Annotated in this window: 14 protein-coding genes and 1 pseudogene; 10 read left to right on the top strand and 5 right to left on the bottom strand. The window is 43.5% G+C overall.

Annotation, left to right across the window (positions count from 1 at the left end; translation table 11 throughout):
- Positions 1 to 136 precede the first annotated feature (136 nt).
- Both DLM75_RS07025 and DLM75_RS07020 read right to left on the bottom strand, forming a co-directional pair.
- Positions 137 to 859: an IspD/TarI family cytidylyltransferase gene (locus tag DLM75_RS07025; protein ID WP_118967707.1), complete on the bottom strand. Its 723-nt coding sequence runs from the start codon at positions 857 to 859 to the stop codon at positions 137 to 139.
- Complete coding sequence (locus tag DLM75_RS07020) at positions 837 to 2,105, bottom strand: diaminopimelate decarboxylase (protein WP_118967706.1); 1,269 nt, start codon at positions 2,103 to 2,105, stop codon at positions 837 to 839. The genes DLM75_RS07025 and DLM75_RS07020 overlap by 23 nt, the downstream gene beginning before the upstream one ends.
- 75 nt (positions 2,106 to 2,180) lie before the next feature.
- Between DLM75_RS07020 and DLM75_RS07015 the strand changes: the two genes are divergently transcribed.
- The 6 genes from DLM75_RS07015 to DLM75_RS06985 all read left to right on the top strand — a co-directional run bounded on the left by DLM75_RS07015 (position 2,181) and on the right by DLM75_RS06985 (position 10,624).
- Positions 2,181 to 3,257, top strand: a complete 1,077-nt coding sequence (locus DLM75_RS07015; RefSeq protein WP_118967705.1) for a zinc dependent phospholipase C family protein — start codon at positions 2,181 to 2,183, stop codon at positions 3,255 to 3,257.
- A 6-nt stretch (positions 3,258 to 3,263) separates the two neighbouring features.
- The gene (locus DLM75_RS07010; RefSeq protein WP_118967704.1) at positions 3,264 to 5,753 is read left to right on the top strand and encodes a penicillin-binding protein 1A; all 2,490 of its coding nucleotides are present in this window, start codon (positions 3,264 to 3,266) and stop codon (positions 5,751 to 5,753) included.
- 70 nt (positions 5,754 to 5,823) lie between these two features.
- Positions 5,824 to 6,234 carry a bactofilin family protein gene (locus DLM75_RS07005; protein ID WP_100784954.1) on the top strand — a complete coding sequence of 137 codons (411 nt, stop codon included), beginning with the start codon at positions 5,824 to 5,826 and terminating at the stop codon, positions 6,232 to 6,234.
- A gap of 53 nt (positions 6,235 to 6,287) precedes the next feature.
- Positions 6,288 to 7,406 carry a M23 family metallopeptidase gene (locus tag DLM75_RS07000; RefSeq protein ID WP_118967703.1) on the top strand — a complete coding sequence of 373 codons (1,119 nt, stop codon included), beginning with the start codon at positions 6,288 to 6,290 and terminating at the stop codon, positions 7,404 to 7,406.
- 454 nt (positions 7,407 to 7,860) lie between these two features.
- Complete coding sequence (locus DLM75_RS06995; RefSeq protein ID WP_118967702.1) at positions 7,861 to 8,928, top strand: alpha/beta hydrolase; 1,068 nt, start codon at positions 7,861 to 7,863, stop codon at positions 8,926 to 8,928.
- 316 nt (positions 8,929 to 9,244) lie between these two features.
- Positions 9,245 to 10,624, top strand: coding sequence for a histidine kinase dimerization/phosphoacceptor domain -containing protein (locus DLM75_RS06985; RefSeq protein WP_118967700.1), 1,380 nt, complete (start codon positions 9,245 to 9,247; stop codon positions 10,622 to 10,624).
- Positions 10,625 to 10,945: 321 nt separating this feature from the next.
- Here DLM75_RS06985 and DLM75_RS24985 read toward each other — a convergent pair.
- A pseudogene (locus tag DLM75_RS24985) lies at positions 10,946 to 11,081 on the bottom strand (LIC12628 family protein).
- 110 nt (positions 11,082 to 11,191) lie between these two features.
- On the opposite strand from DLM75_RS24985, the gene DLM75_RS06975 reads away from it, so the two are divergent.
- A complete protein-coding gene (locus DLM75_RS06975) occupies positions 11,192 to 12,019 on the top strand; it encodes a crotonase/enoyl-CoA hydratase family protein (protein ID WP_118967698.1) in 828 nt (275 codons plus the stop codon).
- Here DLM75_RS06975 and DLM75_RS06970 read toward each other — a convergent pair whose 3' ends face one another.
- Entirely contained in the window at positions 12,020 to 12,199 is a 180-nt protein-coding gene (locus tag DLM75_RS06970; protein WP_069608322.1) for a hypothetical protein, read from the bottom strand.
- 114 nt (positions 12,200 to 12,313) lie between these two features.
- On the opposite strand from DLM75_RS06970, the gene DLM75_RS06965 reads away from it, so the two are divergent.
- From DLM75_RS06965 to DLM75_RS06955, 3 genes are all read left to right on the top strand, one after another.
- On the top strand, positions 12,314 to 13,162 hold the full coding sequence (locus tag DLM75_RS06965; protein ID WP_118967697.1) for a tetratricopeptide repeat protein: 849 nt from the start codon (positions 12,314 to 12,316) through the stop codon (positions 13,160 to 13,162).
- Positions 13,163 to 13,449: 287 nt separating this feature from the next.
- Positions 13,450 to 14,607 (top strand): hypothetical protein, encoded by a 1,158-nt coding sequence (locus DLM75_RS06960; protein WP_118967696.1) that lies wholly within the window; start codon positions 13,450 to 13,452, stop codon positions 14,605 to 14,607.
- Positions 14,608 to 14,664: 57 nt separating this feature from the next.
- A complete protein-coding gene (locus DLM75_RS06955; RefSeq protein ID WP_241547836.1) occupies positions 14,665 to 15,552 on the top strand; it encodes a DUF2167 domain-containing protein in 888 nt (295 codons plus the stop codon).
- Between the two features lie 648 nt (positions 15,553 to 16,200).
- Here DLM75_RS06955 and DLM75_RS06945 read toward each other — a convergent pair.
- On the bottom strand, positions 16,201 to 17,526 hold the full coding sequence (locus tag DLM75_RS06945; RefSeq protein WP_118967694.1) for a hypothetical protein: 1,326 nt from the start codon (positions 17,524 to 17,526) through the stop codon (positions 16,201 to 16,203).
- Positions 17,527 to 17,551: the final 25 nt, after the last annotated feature.

Raw genomic sequence — 17,551 nt, 5'->3', positions numbered from 1 at the left:
GGCCTTCATTCTTTCCCTAACAAAATGACTTCTGTGAATTTTTGCGGGAGTTCCCGCATTTTTCGGTTTTAGAACGGATTCCGAATCGAAACGAAACGCGACCGGGTCATCGATTCCGAACGGCGCGAAGTGCGGATCAAATTTCAGATTCTTTGACGAGCTTTTGAAATAAGGAAGAATAGAATTCCGCGAATTCTAAGTCTTCCTTTTGTGTGATCTTGAGATTGAAAGGATGAGATTCCACGATCGCAGATTTTTTTCCATGACCTAAAGCCCAGGAACAAAGATCGGTGGGAACATATTCAAGCGGAGCGAAAAGGAGTTCCTTCAAGACGGAGCCTTTCATTCCTTGCGGAGTTTTCATAAACCAGATATGCTCTCGGTCCAAAAGAGACTCGGTAAGTCCATTCGATTCTTCTAATACGGTTTCGGATGTTTTGGAAGCGAGAGTTGCGATCCCGTTCTCCCTTACGCTTTCGCACAAACGGTCCAATTCTTCGGCCAAAACAAAAGGTCTCGCGGCGTCATGAACCAATACAATATCGTCGCTTTGTATCTCCAATACGGAAAGCCCCCGCAACATGGAAGCGTGTCTTGTCTCACCACCTTCCACGATCCGATCCTCATCCCGTAAAAAAGGACCGCAGATCTCTTCGGTTTTCTGAATCGATTCTTTATGAGAAACCAAAACGATCTTTTTTTGTTTTCCCCAATCCTGAAATCGTCTGAGGGAATGAAGGAATACGGGCTCTTTCGCCAATTCTAAAAATTGTTTCGGAATCGACGAACCCATTCTCGTGCCGGTTCCTCCGGCTAAAATCAATACGTAAATTTTCTCAGAGAGAAACAGGGACTTCATTCTGAAAGATCTGTTCCAAATTCTGACGTTTTCTTATGAGCTGAAACGAACCGTCCAGTCCTAACAACACTTCGGCGGTTTCCGGGAAGGAGTTATAATTCTTCGTGGACATTGAGGAACAATATGCACCCGCTCCTTCCATCACGATATAATCGCCTAACTTTGCTTCGCCGGTCGTTCTTGTGATCGGACCTCCACCTTCCGCTTGTGTAAAAAGATCCCCGCTCTCGCAACAGTGCCCCACAAAAACGTAATCTTCCGTCTTTCCGGAATGTGTTCCTTCTTTGGGAACGACGACTAACGGATGTCTCGCGGCATACAAAGAAGGTCTTGTGTTCACGTCCATCCCTGCGTCGACTTTAACGAAAGTATATCCGTTTTCTCCCGTGGAGACGATATCGTCGATCGTGGTCACGATCGCGCCGTTATTCACCATCATAAAGGAACCGGGCTCGATCTCCATGTGGAGTTTGGTCCCATTCTTCTTCGCGAATTCTTGAAAAAGTTCGATCACCGGTTTTCCGATCGTCTGGAAGTCGGTGGTCTTTTCGTCTTCCATTCTTCCCACTTTGAATCCTCCGCCGAGGTTGAGAATTCTACATTCCGGAAATTGTGCGGCGATATCCAAAGAAACTTGTGCGACGATTTTCCATACCGCGGGATCGCTTCCCGATCCGATATGCGTGTGCACTTTGAAAATTTTGAGATCGTATTTTTTGGCAATTTCTTTCACTTTGTTCAAGTCTTCGTGCCAAACTCCGAAGGAAGAAGTCTTTCCGCCCACGTCCGTCTTCTTTGTTTGTCCGGACCCGAGCCCCGGATTGAACCGAACACTCACTTCTTTTCCCGGAAATAACTTTCCAAAGGATTCCAACTGTCTCAAGGAACACGCGTTGAAGACTACGCCCTTTTCGACCAATTCTTTGAGTCCCTTCGCGAGTTCTTGAGAAGTCAACATGATCTCTTGCGGTTTGAATCCGTAGAGAAGCGCTCTTTGCACTTCGTATTCCGAACTCGCGTCGATCTGAATTCCTTTTCGTTTCATGATCTCGAGAATGGTTCGATTCGGATTCGCCTTCATCGCATATCGTACGGTCAACCCGAACGCGTTCGGGAACGCAAGAGCGGTGTCGCAACTTTTTTCGATTCTCTCTCTGGAATAGACAAAAACGGGGGTTCCAAATTGTTGTGCGACTGTACGCACTTGGGATTCAGTCAAAAATTTTAATTTTTCTATTGATTGCATAGTGAAACGGGCATTTCTAAATGGTTTTAGAACAGGCTCCGTTGGAGTCCTGTTTTTTTAAAGGCATTTTCATCCATGGCTGGCAAAATCACTCATCTCGAAGTTCTTTCTCAGGTTTGCAAACATCTGGATCACGGAACTCCGGACCAAAGAAAAATCGCAGGACTCATGCGCGCGGAATCAAACCGCAAGTTCGCAAACATCGGCGCGATCGCCCCCGATATATTTTATTTTTATCATATTCTTTCTCCAGCCAAAACAAAAAAGGCGACCGTCTGGGGAGACATGAGTCATCACAGCTCCGTCGCCGAATTGATTCTCAACTTTTTGGATCTCATTCTTCAAACCGAAGAGGGAATCCACAGAGATCGCTACATCGCATTTACTTTGGGTTATATCTGTCACTGCGCTGTCGATATCATCACACATCCTTATATCTTTTATATCTCCGGAGACTTTTACAACAAGGACAAGAAGATCAGTAGCCTCGCCCAGTATCATCACATGAGAGTGGAGAATGCTCTGGATTCCTGGCTTCTCGACTATAGATGGGGAATGACTCCGAAAGAATACGACTTCGTCCATCACGTGGACGCGATCTTTAAGTCCGACAAAAAAAACTGGAAGATGGATCCGATGCTTTGGCATTTTTGGCTTCGAGGTTTTAAGGCGACCTTCCCGGAAGCATTCAAAAAACATTATATTGGATCCGAAGATAAAATCATTCCGGGGGATTTGTTAAACGAATCCTTTCTGGGTTATCTGGAATTCCATAAGGTCATGGATTCCAGAAGCAAGTGGATGCGAGGCGCGCTCAAACTCCTCGACAAAATCACCTTTCACAAAGTAAGATCTTCCGTTCTTATGCTTCCTCTCAAGGAACATATCGACAAAAGAATCATGAACGAAGAACACAAGAAGTGGAACTATCCCGCGGATCCTACGATCGTAAGAGAGGATTCTTTCGTCGAACTCATCAATCGTTCCGCGCAGAACGGAAAAGACGCCTTGACCCACGCCTGGAATTATCTGGAAAACAAAATGTCGCGAGCGGCTTTTCTCAAAGAATATCAGGGATACAACTTGGATACGGGACTCCGATTTCAAGGAATCGACAGCATGAAAGAATTTTCACCGATAGAAGAAGTTTAATCGAATATGAAACACGAACCAGTCAGTTATCTTTCTCGTTTTTTTGTAATCCACTTCCGAGATAGAATTCTTCAAAAAGTTCTAAACTCACCCGATCCGATCAAACAACTCGCAAAACTCTGCGCGGGTCTTTTGTTTCTCAACGGATTTCTTTTTGTCTTTTCGATCAAGGACCTCTGGAGAGTTCCCGAATCCAATCAATACGAAAAACCTTCCGTTCTCTACGGAATCAACGACAAGAACGAATACGAACCGATCGCCGAATTCTATCGTTTTTCACGAGTTGTCTTAAACATCAAAGAACTTCCTCCGGAGGAAGACGGAAAACCGAACAAGCTGATTCGAAGTTTCGTTTCCACCGAAGATAACAATTTTTATTCGCACTGGGGACTCGATCTTAGAGGGATTTTTCGCGCCTTTATGGTCAACCTTCTCGCGGGAAGAATCAAGGAAGGAGCTTCCACGATTACACAACAGGTCGCACGTCTTCGATTCTTAAACACGGAACGTTCTTTCCTGCGGAAAGCAAGAGAAGCCTGGCTCGCACTTCTTCTCGAAGCCGTCTTCGACAAAGACACACTGATGGAAATCTATCTCAACGAAATTCCATTAGGGCACGGAACGATCGGGGTCGGAGCGGCGGCACGATTCTACTTTCGAAAGGACGTAAAAGATCTGAGTTGGGGAGAATCCGCTCTTCTTGCGAGTTTGACCACAAGACCGACTGAATTTTCACCTTTGGTGAATCCGAATTCTTCCAGCGCAAAAGTAAGGGTCGTGTTTAAGAAGTTTGTCGAAAACGGGATCTTGGACGTTAAAACCGCCGAGAAAGAATACGACGCATTTTCTGAATATTATATAACTCTAAACCGATCTCCGAACGACTCTGCCTTTGGAGATCGGCTCAATCGTTTCCCTTATTTTACGGAATACGTTCGTAAGAATCTAACTCGATACATCCCGAAAACGACGCTCTATAGCGGCGGTCTCAAGATCTATTCTACCTTAAACATTCAACACCAGACACAAGCCGAAAAGGCGTTGTATGCGGGTTTGAAAAATCAAACGGCTCAATCCAATCAGAGAACGTTTACAAAGATCGACGCGTTCGACGACGCCTACGGAGAGATCTATGATATTCTCGCGATGATCCACGACGTTCCCGAATTTAAGTTTAAGATTTCGAGATCGATCCGAACCTTCAATCGAGCCTGGCAGGAAGACCTAAGAGACGAACTGAGCACTCTCAATCTTTTGAGCGGAACCGAAACGTTGGGAGAAGCGATCGAGTGGAGTTATAGAAGTCAACAGACCGAAGACTTCCTTCTTCCAGTCGAAGGCGCTTTGATCTCAATGCGACCGGATACGGGTTATATCACGGCGATGGTCGGAGGTTCCGGCTTTCGATCGGACAACCAACAGATCCGCGCGTTCCAAGCATACAGACAACCTGGCTCCGCGTTCAAACCTCTCGTCTATGCCGCGGCGATGGAATACTACAACCAACATCCGGATCCAAAGAAGAATGTGACCGCGGCGTCTCTCTTTTCCGATTCTCCTCTTCAATACGTATTAGAAGACGGTGATGAATGGAACCCTTCCAATTACACGGGAGAATATTCAGGATTCATAAGACTCCGAGAAGCTCTGGAACTTTCCAGAAACAGCGTCGCGGTTCGTGTCTTGGAACATACGGGTATCAGCAACCTGATGCCATTCTTGGAAAAAATTCTTCAGATCGAAAATAGATCCATACCAAGAAACTATTCGATCTCTTTGGGAACGTTTGAAGTTTCTCCGTACGAGTTGGCAAAGGCTTATGCGGTACTTGCTTCCGGAGGAAAACAAGTATTTCCGTTGAGCGTTCTTTATGTGGAAGACGGATCGGGAACGATCATTCGAGACTTTCGGGAAGAAGCGAGTAAGATCGAAAGAAAACAAGTCCTCTCTCCTGAGGTAAGTTTCATTCTCACATCGATGATGGAAGACGTGATCAAAAAAGGAACGGGAACCGGAGCTTCTTCTTACGGACTTTCTCGGCCTGCGGCGGGAAAGACGGGAACGACGAATAACTTTCGGGACGCTTGGTTCGCGGGTTATACGGGTGAACTCGTGAGCGTTGTTTGGATCGGCTATGATACGGGAACTCTTTCGATGGGTAGAGGAATGTCGGGCGGGGTCGTCGCGGCTCCGATCTGGGGAAGATTTATGTCCAACGCACTCTCCAAGGAAAAATCCAAGGGCTTTCACTTCGGCGAAACGGGCGTGGTTCGAAGACAGATTTGTTCGATCTCCGGGAAACTTCCAGGTTCCCATTGTAATCAAACGGAAGAAGAATACTTTACGAAAGATACTGTTCCGAAAGAGGTTTGCGACGATCACCGAGGCTCCGGTTATACTCCCGAGCCGGATCCAACTCCGCCTTCCAGTCAGACAAAAGTAAAAAAGAAGCAGAAAACCAATATTTTCCAGGGCGACGATGATCTGATTCGGTAATTCCGAACAAAAATACTTGTCGTTTTGGGATTGCTTACACAAATAGAAATATCGTTATCAGGAGTTTTAGATGGCCATCGGCAAGGAAAATAATAACAGCGTAATCGGTCCCGGGTCCATTTTTGAAGGGAAATTTTATATCGCAGGTTCTCTCCGTATTGACGGAAAATTCGAAGGAGAGATCAAAACCGATGATACTCTCTACATCGGAGAAACAGGTAAAGTAAGAACGAATATCGCGGCTCGCGAAGTGACCGTTTCCGGAACGATGATCGGAAACATCAAAGCGGAAAACGAAGTTCGTCTCGAAGAAACCGGAAGACTTTTAGGTGATATCACAGCTCCTGCTCTTCATTTGGCGAAAGGTGTGGTCGCAAAAGGAAACATCACGATCACCGGCGGACAAAAGAAAGACGTGAAAAAAATCGTGGAAGAATCTTTTGGTGGAACCCGCACCCTGGACAACGGAAAGGACGAATAAGTCCTTTTTCTTTACTATAGGAAAGGCCGGACTCCGGCCGATAATCTTCCTGTATGATCTTTAAAAAGCCCAGACAACTGACCGCGGGAAAGGAACTCCTTCGGACAGACAATTTCACCCTGATCTATCTGGGCGCTTTTCACTTTCACTATTCATTCTATTTTAGAGGGAATCTCTATCACGGAAATCTGGATTTTAGAAGAAAGAAATTCAGACTGATTCCGATCTTCGCCTCCCTCGCACTCTTCCTGGCCTTCTTAGGATTCGGAATGAACCCAAGTAGCGCGATGATGGATTCTACCGGACATGAAATTACGGAGAATGATTCCGAGGATTTGAAGGCAAAATCCGGAGATGAAAAATTCTTAGAAGAATCCGAAAAGGCAAAACTAACGATTCTTATGGCGAAGGAATTGAAAAATCCTTCCGAAAAAAAGAAACAACTCAAGGTCACAACCTATCGGGTCAAAAGAAATGAAACGTTAGCCGAAATAGCGACTCGTTTTAAGGTTTCTATGGAATCGATCGCGGGTTCCTCAAACATCAGAATCGACGACACGTTGTATCCCGGACAAATATTAAGCATTCCTAACAAACAAGGTCTACTCTATAAGATGAAAACGGGCGAGACGATGGCGAAGGTCGCAAGCCTTTATAAAGTCAACTTGGACGAGATCATGTTGGAAAACAAATTAGACGATCTTGATATTCTGAGACCGGGTCAAAAAGTATTCTTACCGGGAGCGGTCATTCCGGATCCGACTCCGAAATGGGTGATTCCGGTCGCTTCGAGAATCGTAACTTCCAATTTCGGATTTAGAACTTTCCCGAGAAGAAAGTTTCACGAAGGCCTCGACCTAAAAGCTTTTTATGAACCGATCGCAGCCGCAAGAAACGGAAAAGTAATCTACGCGGGATGGATGGGCGGTTACGGAAACGTCGTCGTGATCGAACACACGGACGATTTCAAAACTCTCTACGCTCACAATTCGAAACTCTTCGTTCAGAGAGGGGATTACGTTTTAGCCGGGAAAAAAATCGCGAGATCCGGTTCGACCGGATATTCTTTCGGTCCTCACCTTCACTTCGAAGTGATCAAGAACGGGCAACCGGTCAATCCTTCCAAATATCTCAAAGGCCTTACCTTTCGAAAGGGCGGCCCGACGCACTGAGTTTTTTTCGAATCAACTTTGAAAAAGTGGGTGATCCTACTTTTCGCTTTGTAACAAACAAACCTTCCCTCTTCGATTCCTAAAAAAGAATTCTCCGTAGAATAGTCGCTCCGGACTCAAAGTCCGTTTGCAAGCAGTTTCTTTAGAAAAATCCCTGTCGTAATTCCGACGTCTCGAGAAATACATCTCGGGCTCCTGAGGCGGATTTCATTTCGACTTGGAACAGGAGGAAAAAAGAGATTGGGACTTCCACCTGAGAGCAACTTCTCCATCAAAAGTGGAAATTTAAAAAAATAAATCGGGACATTCTTGAAATCCGATTGAACTTTTTAAAAACGATTCTTGAGCGAATGTAATTCCCGCCGAAAATTCTTTCCTTAGAAAAAACTAAATTCTTCCATGGAAAACAAAGAATTTGATTTTCAACGCGAAAGTCTGATGGAGGGTTTCCAATATGAAACATACAATCACGTCATTTTTATTTCTCGTTCTCCTGATCGGAAATTGTAAAACACCTACGATCGAAGAGCTCATCGATCAAAGATTGATCAAATCATACGATCAAACGGAAACTCTAAACCTTTACTACGCAACGATAAGAACTCAAAATCCCGACGCGCAGATCGGATGCAACGATTCTTATTTTCTCACGAACGGAAGCAAAGACCTCAAAACGGGATATTGTATTGTAAACGTTCCTGCAAATCACGAAGTCGGAGCTCTTCCGAGCGGACTCGGAAGTAGAGAAACTCTATTTCAATTTCTGGGTCACAAGGCTTTTGAAAAACAGGAAAACTTTTTAGAAGATTTGAAAAAAGATCCCTTCGACGAAATACTCGTATTCGTCCACGGATTCAACGTTCGTTTTGAAGAAGCGATTCTGAGAGGAGGACAAATTCGATACGATCTCAAGTTTCCGGGTAAGATCGTGATTTTTACCTGGCCAGCCGGGAGCGAGGGAGGAATTCTCAATCAAGTTCTCGTAAAAGGAACATACGAGAAAAATCTTTTGTCCGCGAGAAGTTCGAGAGAAGAATTTAAGAATTTCCTAAAGTCCTTACAATCTCTCGGTAAAAAAGTTCACCTAATCGTTCACTCGATGGGACATCAGGTTGTTTTACCTGCGTTAGCCGAAATTGGTAAGGAAACAAAAGAACCCATCTTGAAAGAATTGATTCTCAACGCACCGGATTTTGATTCCGGAGAATTCAGGTTGATGACGGACAAACTCTCCAAGACCGCAAAAAGAATTACTCTCTATTGTTCTCCGGGAGACAGCGCGCTTCAAGCCTCGGCGACCGTAAATCAAGGGGGAAGATTGGGATCTTGTAGTCTCGTTCCCGGAATCGACGTCATCAACGTAAATCCAGTGGATTCTTCTTTGGTTTCAATGGGACACGGGTACTATTCTTCCAAACCGATCCTCACGGACATTTATCAACTTCTTCTGGGGGTGAAGGCGGAAAAAAGGCTCTTCATTCGGAAGTCTTCCGGAAACGAAAACTTCGTTTTGAGAAATTAAGAAAGAATTCGATCTCAAAAAACTTTCGAATGGAAAGTGAAGAGCGGGTTCGTAAGGATCCGTCCGCCGATGGAACCATTTTGGGAATTCTTCGGAAAATCGGAGGAAGGAGCCGGGATTCTATCCCTAAAAATGCGTCTAAATTTCAAACCAGTCGTAAGTTTTAACCGTCCTTTTTTTGTTTTCCCGAAAAGCCTCCGAGAAAGAGTGGGAAAGGTATGGGGTGGTTCTTCGATGCGAAAACACAATTTTACCATAACTTTTTCCGTATTTTGACAAAATATCTTGTTGAATTCGCGGTTATTCTTAGTAACTAATGAATATGCTTCAGAAACCCAAAATTTTGGTCGTTGAGGACGAAATCATCGTCGCAGTCAATCTTGGCCAAAAGCTCAAAAAGTTGGGTTACGAACTCGTCGGAATTACATCCTCCGGTGAAGAGGCCATTCAAAAGGCGGAAGAAAATCATCCGGACCTCGTCCTCATGGACATCAATATCGAGGGGAATCTTGACGGAATCGAGACCGCAGAAGTCCTTCGAAATCGCTTTCACACTCCTGTTATCTATCTTACCGCCTATGCAGACGAAAATACCTTGGACCGCGCCAAAAAAACGCAACCCCTTGGATATATCGTAAAGCCTTTTGAATCGGATCAACTCCGTTCTTCCATTGAAGTAGCACTTTATAAAAACGAAATCGAACAGAGATCCAAACAGACCGAGGAAAAACTGAAAGGCGCCTTAGATCAACTCGGCGCCGGAATTGTCACGACCGACGAAAACGGCTTTCTTCTTTTTATGAATCCCGCGGCGGAAAAACTGACCGGCTGTAAATACGAAGAAAACCTTGGAAAACCGATCCAAGATGTTTTGCATTTTAAGAATAGAACCGGCGATGCAGTTGAGAATTTGGTGGAAGAAGTGATCCATTCTCGCCTACCGAAAGAAAATGGAAATCTTATCCTAGTTTCTAAAAGCGGAATTCTTCAAGAAGTCCTTCTCCAGAGCTCTCCCATCCTAGGAACCGAAGAAAAACTTACCGGGACCTTTAACATCCTAAGAACAAAAGAGCAGAATAGCACAGCCGGCGAAAAAGACACTTATCTCAAAGAAATTCATCATAGAATCAAAAACAATCTCACGATCATCTCTTCCATCTTCAGCCTTCGTTCCGGTCAAACGAACGGAGAATCAAATGAAGTCTTACGGGAAAGCCAAAATCGTTTGAGAGCGGTTGCCCTTCTGCATGAAATTCTTTACGAGAGCAAGGATCTTTCTTCGATCAGTTTCGAACTCTATGTAAAAAAACTCACCGACGCCCTTTTTGAAATCTATCAAGTAAACAGAGAAAGGGTTCGCCTTGAATTGAATATTCAAGAATCCAAGGTGAAAGCGGAAATCGGAATGAATCTGGCTTTGATCATCAACGAACTCATCACAAATTCCTTAAAACACGGACTTGCGGATTCAAAGGCGGGTGCGATTCGAATTCATTTTACCAGAGAGAATGATATGCTGACTCTGGAGGTTTCGGATAACGGAAACGGACTTCCGGAAGAATCTTTAAGAAATCGAAATCCGAGTTCTCTTGGCCTTTCCTTAGTCGAATCTCTCGCGAAACAAATCGGAGGAAAAGTCGACCTTCTCAATCAAGAAGGGGCTTGTGTAAAACTCCGTTTCCCGGCTTCCGCCTAAGTTCGAAAACAATTCGTTTCTATTTCTTAAAATCGCGTCGGAAGGCTTTCTATTTTCTCCTTTCAAGATTTCTTTTTCCCTGAAGGTTTTCTCGATCGAAGCTGGATACGAAAAAATCGAACCGAGATTTTGAGAATAGGTTTTGAGGGACAGCTTCAAAGGATTGGAACTTCGAAGAAGCTCTGATTCCTGACTTTCGTCTCCCGATCTAAGCGAAAAACGAGGAGTTCCCGCTTCACTTTAGAAATCAAACAAACTAAGCGTTCTCTCCGGCTCCTTAAAAGTAGGAACTCCTTCGTTTCTCGGAAAAATCCGTCTCTTTCACAAAGTCTTTTCGGAAAAAACGCGGGAACTCCCCCTGCTCTCTTTCTTCCAAGGATGAATCCACCTTACAGAGAAGCTCTTTCCATTCTTCTTTCGGATGCTGGTGTCGAATCTTATCCCAACTGATGATCATCTCCTCTCTCCTCGATATTGAGAATCATTCTCATATAATAAAGTTTGTCCAGCGTTTCTTCAATCCAGGAATGACTTGTAAGAATTTTTTTCCCTCCCAGACTGACCGAGATGAAAACCAAATTCGAATTTTTTGAAATCGTCGAAAGACCCGAAGACAAAACCGCAATTCTCTATTTGAACCGCCCTGAAAAAAGAAACGCTATGAACTGGCCTTTTTGGAGGGATCTACCGGACGCCATTGAGGAAATCAATTCCAACCCACAGATTCACGCATTTGTCATCGCGGCCCGTGGAAAATCGTTTTCTACCGGTTTGGATCTGGAGTCCTTTTTCGAACAATTCGGAGCGTCAATCCAGGCCCCTTTGGGAGACGATCGAAGAAAATTTTTCGACCTCATTCTAAAAATGCAAAAAGGTATCAACGCCGTCTATAATTCTCCAAAACCATCGATCGCCGCGGTCCAAAAACACTGCATCGGAGGAGGTTTGGATCTCATCTCTGCTTGCGATATTCGTTATGCGACGGTCGATGCTTCCATTTCTCTCCGGGAAGCCAAGGTGGCGATCGTTGCCGATATGGGTTCCATCAATCGTCTTCCTTCGATCATCGGACAAGGACATACGAGAGAACTCGCACTTACAGGGAAAGACATCGACGGCCCGGAAGCGGAAAGAATCGGCCTTGTTACAAAGGTTTTTCAAACCGAAGAAGAGATGATGAGCGTGGCTTTGGCGACTGCGAAGGAAATCGCGGAGAATCCGAAGTTGGTAGTTTCCGGAGTAAAAGACGTAATGCGTTATTCGGAAGGAAAACCCTTAGAAGCCGGTCTGAACTACGTGGCTCTTTGGAATTCGAGTTTCTTAGACTCTGCAGATTTTAGAGGAGCGTTGCAATCGTTCAAGGAGCGCAAACGCCCCCTCTACAATCAAAACTGATTAGGCGTAAAGGTCCAGAATTCTTCTCTGTCCTTCTTCTTTGGAATTCTGGACTCCAGCCTCAACAGCAAGGTTGAGCATCTTTCGATTCAAGTCGCTTTGTGCTTGAAAAATTTCTCGAGGTAGATTGGCTACCCTCTCCAATAGTAAACTCTGGTTGGTGTTTCCGTTGATATTCATAAATTCCCTCTTTTTGAGAATTTGGGGTTTTTCTCTCTTTTTCCCCCAATTCTATTCTCGGTTGATAAATAGAAAACTTGATTATTTTTTGAAAATTTTTACCCTGTCCAAACTGTGAGTTTCCCCACACTGATCAGATCTGCGATTCAGAGGGAGAATCAAAGAGAATTCACCAAAGCATTTAACCTCTACAAAGAGGCCCTCTCGTTTACAAAAAGTCCGAAGACAATTCTTAAGATACGAAATCGTCAGGCCTGGTGCCAATATCATATTGGAAACACGAGAGAAACATTAAATCTTTTTCACGAAATCATCACTCAATATCCGGATGAACCGGGAAGTTATCTCTACTATTCGAATTATCTCATCAAGGTGAGTAACTTCAAACAGGCTAAGAAGATTTTGACAAAAGGAATCGCTCTCTATCCGGATCAATTGGAACTTTATCTTACGCTTGCCTCTCTTCTCAAAGATACGGATCGATCCAACGAGGCGATTACGGTTTTAAAACAGGCGCTCGCTCAGGAAAAACTTTCGAGAGGAAGAGGAATTCTTAGAAAGGATATCTGGGCGGAACTCGGACATCTCTATTATCAAAGGGGAGACTATAACTCGGCCCTCGTTTCTCTCAAAACTTCCATGAGAATGGATAATGACGAGAATTTTCTTCATTACGATATGATCGCACAGTGTTATCTCAAAGTCGCCGATCATAAAAACGCTCTGAAATTCATCGATCTCTATATTCAATATTTCGGAGAATCGGATTCCGATATTTTGATCATCAAGGCGAGAGCGCACGCACAGCTCGGAGAAAGTCATCTTGCCTGCGCGTCCCTTCTTCAAGCCTATTCGATGGAAAACGGATTAAAACTAAACGCGGAAGATATGGTAGACTTTGCTCCCCTTCTCCAAACCGGATTTTTTGATACATTAGAAAATGTTGAAATAGAAGAGCCTTAAAATTCCTGAACGTTTCTCTCACTCTTTCGATACACGTTTTCGACACACAAATGTCGCGTTAAAATTGAGTTCAACTCTTCTTTTTTTATTCAAAATATGACCGGGATGGAATTGGTTTGGAATACAACTAAAAAAGGATTTCGAACACAGACTTTCGAAAAAGAAAAAACGCAGATCCTTTCTCCCTCTTTCAAATGAATTAGAAAGAAATTCTTGACTGTTTCATTTTTTAAGATTTTTTAAAAGAGCTCGAATCGGTTTTTCAAATTCCAAGTATAGGATCGGAAATGAGAATCTCTATTTTTTATCGTTGGATTCAAACCTTATTTGGAATGATCTTTTTTCCTTCCACCTTACGGAACAAAGGAAAGAATCGAGGAAGTTCCGCATTCGGAGAGCGCGACCGCCATATCCCTTTTTTTAGAAAATCCAATTCTTCTTCTAAAAAAGCAGGACCTTCAAGAACGAGCGTCTTCCCTGTTCTTCCTATCGTATGCCTTCTTATCGCCTCATCACCTTGTTTTGCCGAAACTCTTTCCAAAGAACAAATAAAGTTGGTTAGCGCGGTTCATTCGATCATAAACGATCTGGATAATTTAGTTCTTAAAAATCAAAAGAACGAATCGGACGACGTATATCTTCTGGTTAAGGAATCGATCACGAAGCTCAGAAGCGGGGTTCTGCGGGTTGGAATCCGAGAAGATATGGACCGGGATATTTTCGGTTCCGCCGCGTTTTCCATTCGTAGCAAGGAAGATCCCGATCCGAGTATCTATCTCAGTCCGTATCTTTTGGAACTCTACGAGACACATCCGTCGATCGTATTATCCGCCTTTGTCCACGAATGTCAGCATTCTAAAAGTTATTTCGACGATCCGGATCGTTTTGTGGACTTGAGCGCGACGAGCGCACTTGAAAAATACTTATACGAGTTGGATTCCTACAATCGAGAATCCCAATTCATTCTAAAATATCTTAAGAAGAATCCTAAGTATAAACTCACTCCGTTTGAAGTTCTTCTTTCCACGAGTTTTGAAAAGGATAACCTAAATTATTTTTCATACGCGGCGCTCGGTCATGACATGTCGCTTGCGGCTTATCTCTACAATGTCTCCGGTTTTAAACTCTCTTACGAAGAAAAGATTCGATTGATCGAAAAAACCCTGGATCAACTCCTCGCGACGACTCTAGACAATAAGGTGGATCCTTGGAATCAATATCAACAAGTTGTACCGTTCTATTCTTTTCTTCAATTTGCTCCACAGGCGATTCGAAACGTGGATACGGTCCATGATAAAATCGTGGACCAATCCAAATACGATCTCCAAAACCAACACGCTGAATTTTACCAAAGGCTACTTGTTTTAGAAAAATTATTCGGCGACAACATTCAAAAATACAAATATCTGCAAACCACTCTCGATAAACTCAAGCAGTTAGAGTGAGCGACTCAATCATTTTGAAATTAGAATTCCGATTATACAAAACCATAGGAGATCTCAGTGAAAAATAAAACCATCGCAACGTTCTTGATGCTCCTCTCTTTTGCATTGTATCCACAGCAAAACGAAGAGGCGGATCAAATCGTCAAAAACCTAAAGTACCAAACCGGCAAAATCGTCTTAGGCGACAATCTCGCAACTCTGACGGTTCCACCTCATTTTCGTTATATCGACGGAAAACAAAGCAAACTCGTATTGGAAAACGTATGGGGAAACCCGCCCGGTTCCGAACCGCTAGGAATGTTATTCCTAAAAAATGAGACTCCGACCAGCCCGAACTTCACCTTCGCAATCACGATCGCCTTTTCGGAAGAAGGTTATATCAAAGACGACGACGCCAAGGATATGAACTATGACGACCTTTTGGATGAGATGAAGGAAGATACGAAAGAATCCAACGAAGAACGAAAAAAAGAAGGCTATCAAAGCGTGGAGCTTGTCGGCTGGGCGTCTCCGCCTTTCTACGACGAAAAAACGAAAAAATTACACTGGGCCAAAACCCTGAAATTCGAAGGAAGCGAAATCGACACGCTCAATTACAATATTCGAATGTTGGGTAGAAAAGGAGTTTTGGTTTTAAACGTGATCGCCGACATCGACAAACTTCCGCAGGTAAATCAAGAATTGGATGCGATCGTAAATTCCACGGAATTCAACGAAGGAAGTCGATACGCCGATTTTAATCCGGGATTGGATACGGTTGCGGCTTACGGAATCGGAGGATTGATTGCAGGAAAGGTATTGGCAAAAGCCGGGATTTTTGCTTTACTCTTAAAATTCTGGAAGGTGATCGCGTTAGCTGTCATTGGAGGTTTCGGAGTAATCAAAAAATTCTTTTTCAGAGAAAAAGAAACTCCACCACCAACGGACAATACAACAAATACATAATAGAGATTTTTTTCCGAAGAACGGAGTCTTGATCGTTGAATTCACATTCAATAATCAGGACTCTTTTTTTATCAGCGTCCTTTTTACGAAAACGGAAATTCTTCGATCAATTAAAAAGCCTTCTTTGTTATTTATTTCTTAGAATCGATCAGAAACAAATCTTCCATTCCAACCAAAAACCGAAATCTGAAGGAACAAACAAAGTCCACCTCATTCGAAAGGAAAACGGACTTAAAGTCCGAAACAATCCATTTTTCGATGGGATTGATTTCTCGGAACAAATGAATCAAAAAATAAAAAGTGGACAGTACTGAAAATCGATCCTTGCCGGCTTTCGCTTTGTATTCAATATTCTTATACAAAACACAAAATCACGCGCCAAAAGTTTGTTTCAAAGCCGCGAAAAAAAATTCGCAATCGATTCACTTTCTACGTTTTCTTGTAAGTCGCTTTTGATCCTTCAAAAGCGACTTACCTCGGCTGAAATACAAGAGTTCCCGCAATTTTAGATTTTTGGGTAGCTCTTATTCTCTTACAGTCTTATTGGAGTTCTTACATTTCGATTGTTCACTGAGATTCCGCGTTTCTGTCCTTTGACAATAAATCAGTCCCAAGAAACGAATTTCAAAAACGAAACGATGGATTCCCTCATTGAGGAATTTTCGGGCCCAATTCTATGATCAATTGTTCTTCCGGAACGGTGAGATCAATCTTGTCGACTTTTTCCGGAATTCTTCCCGCAAGAACATCCTCTGTAAGATTTTTAATCTTTGCTAATATGGTTTCATCGGTGCAATTTGAGATCGAAATGATGTTGGGAAGATCTCTTCCCCAAGAAAAACGAATTCCCGGACTTTCCACGAAAAAGGACTCCGTAATTCCATCGCCTTCCTTATCGATCATAGTAAAGACGGTGGAATCTCCTGTGACCACGATCGCCTTCTTTCCTTTTTTGACCTTATCGGCTTTCACTCGAGTGTTGGTCATCTCTCGATTCCAAAGATAATAGTATAATTTTCTAATCTGAGAATCGATCAGACGATCTCTCGCGGTCTTATACAATTCTCCGTATTTTTTTCCGACTTCTTCTTCCCCTTTCATCTGACCGTCGAGTTCTCTCGGAGTTGTGGAATGAAGATAATAGTCCGGAATTCCGTTGACCGTATTGATGTAAAAGGACTGATCCTTCCTTTCTCCCGGATACGGATTGGTCTCGGGACCGGGATTCCGGAGAAACGAAAGAAGTTGATCTCTTCTCTCGTTTACTTTTTTACGAAGTTCTTCCGCTCTAAAACGTAACGAACTTGTCTTCGGAGATTCTTTTCCGTAAAAACGTTCCGATCTTTCAAGCTCCGCACTGACTGCCCTTTCGGAAGAATAATTCTTCAGAAGATCCTCGTCGTATTTCATGAGAAGATCCATCTCTTTGGATTTTTTGATCGGTTCTACGGAAGCCTGTTTCGTCTCATTTTTGTTAGGTGAAGATTGCGTATTGGATGAGTTCGTTTCGCTCGACTTGTTCGTGCCGGAAGTATTTTCGGGAGCTTTTGCCCCGGTGACGCTTCTTTCCGACTCTGGGAGTCTGTAGTAATCCGATTCCAACTCTCGGAGCCTTGCATAATTGGAAATCTTAACGAGGTAATCTTTTTCCTTCTCACGGACGTTATTCGGATCGTCATATCCGTCCTTTAGGAGAGTCAGTTGTCCCTTGTAGATGATCATCAACGTCGCTTCGGAAGAATCACGATTCGGATTTCTGTCGGGAAGAGCCTTTCCATCCTTGTCTACCAACTGAACGAAATGAAACGCCAGGCGATCCGTTCGAAACTCGGTTATGTTTTGAATATCAGGGGAGATTTGGAGATCGGAAGAAGACCAGAGCGCTCCTCCCAAAATAAAAAGTACGAAGAAGAATACGAAAAAGGGTTTGTTCTTTCCGACCGGAAACAAGCGATCCATCAAATTGGATTTCATCTTGTTTCTAGTATCGGCTTTTAAA

It is taken from the genome of Leptospira stimsonii (genome assembly GCF_003545885.1).
Taxonomy (GTDB): Bacteria; Spirochaetota; Leptospiria; order Leptospirales; family Leptospiraceae; genus Leptospira; species Leptospira stimsonii.
This window is presented reverse-complemented; position numbering and strand designations above follow the sequence as displayed.

Bases quoted from the DNA above. Each gene is read 5' to 3' on its own strand.
- DLM75_RS07025 (WP_118967707.1), bottom strand. From the start codon at position 859: ATGAAGTCCCTGTTTCTCTCTGAGAAAATTTACGTATTGATTTTAGCC.
- DLM75_RS07020 (WP_118967706.1), bottom strand. From the start codon at position 2,105: ATGCAATCAATAGAAAAATTAAAATTTTTGACTGAATCCCAAGTGCGT.
- DLM75_RS07015 (WP_118967705.1), top strand. From the start codon at position 2,181: ATGGCTGGCAAAATCACTCATCTCGAAGTTCTTTCTCAGGTTTGCAAA.
- DLM75_RS07010 (WP_118967704.1), top strand. From the start codon at position 3,264: ATGAAACACGAACCAGTCAGTTATCTTTCTCGTTTTTTTGTAATCCAC.
- DLM75_RS07005 (WP_100784954.1), top strand. From the start codon at position 5,824: ATGGCCATCGGCAAGGAAAATAATAACAGCGTAATCGGTCCCGGGTCC.
- DLM75_RS07000 (WP_118967703.1), top strand. From the start codon at position 6,288: ATGATCTTTAAAAAGCCCAGACAACTGACCGCGGGAAAGGAACTCCTT.
- DLM75_RS06995 (WP_118967702.1), top strand. From the start codon at position 7,861: ATGAAACATACAATCACGTCATTTTTATTTCTCGTTCTCCTGATCGGA.
- DLM75_RS06985 (WP_118967700.1), top strand. From the start codon at position 9,245: ATGAATATGCTTCAGAAACCCAAAATTTTGGTCGTTGAGGACGAAATC.
- DLM75_RS06975 (WP_118967698.1), top strand. From the start codon at position 11,192: ATGAAAACCAAATTCGAATTTTTTGAAATCGTCGAAAGACCCGAAGAC.
- DLM75_RS06970 (WP_069608322.1), bottom strand. From the start codon at position 12,199: ATGAATATCAACGGAAACACCAACCAGAGTTTACTATTGGAGAGGGTA.
- DLM75_RS06960 (WP_118967696.1), top strand. From the start codon at position 13,450: ATGAGAATCTCTATTTTTTATCGTTGGATTCAAACCTTATTTGGAATG.
- DLM75_RS06945 (WP_118967694.1), bottom strand. From the start codon at position 17,526: ATGAAATCCAATTTGATGGATCGCTTGTTTCCGGTCGGAAAGAACAAA.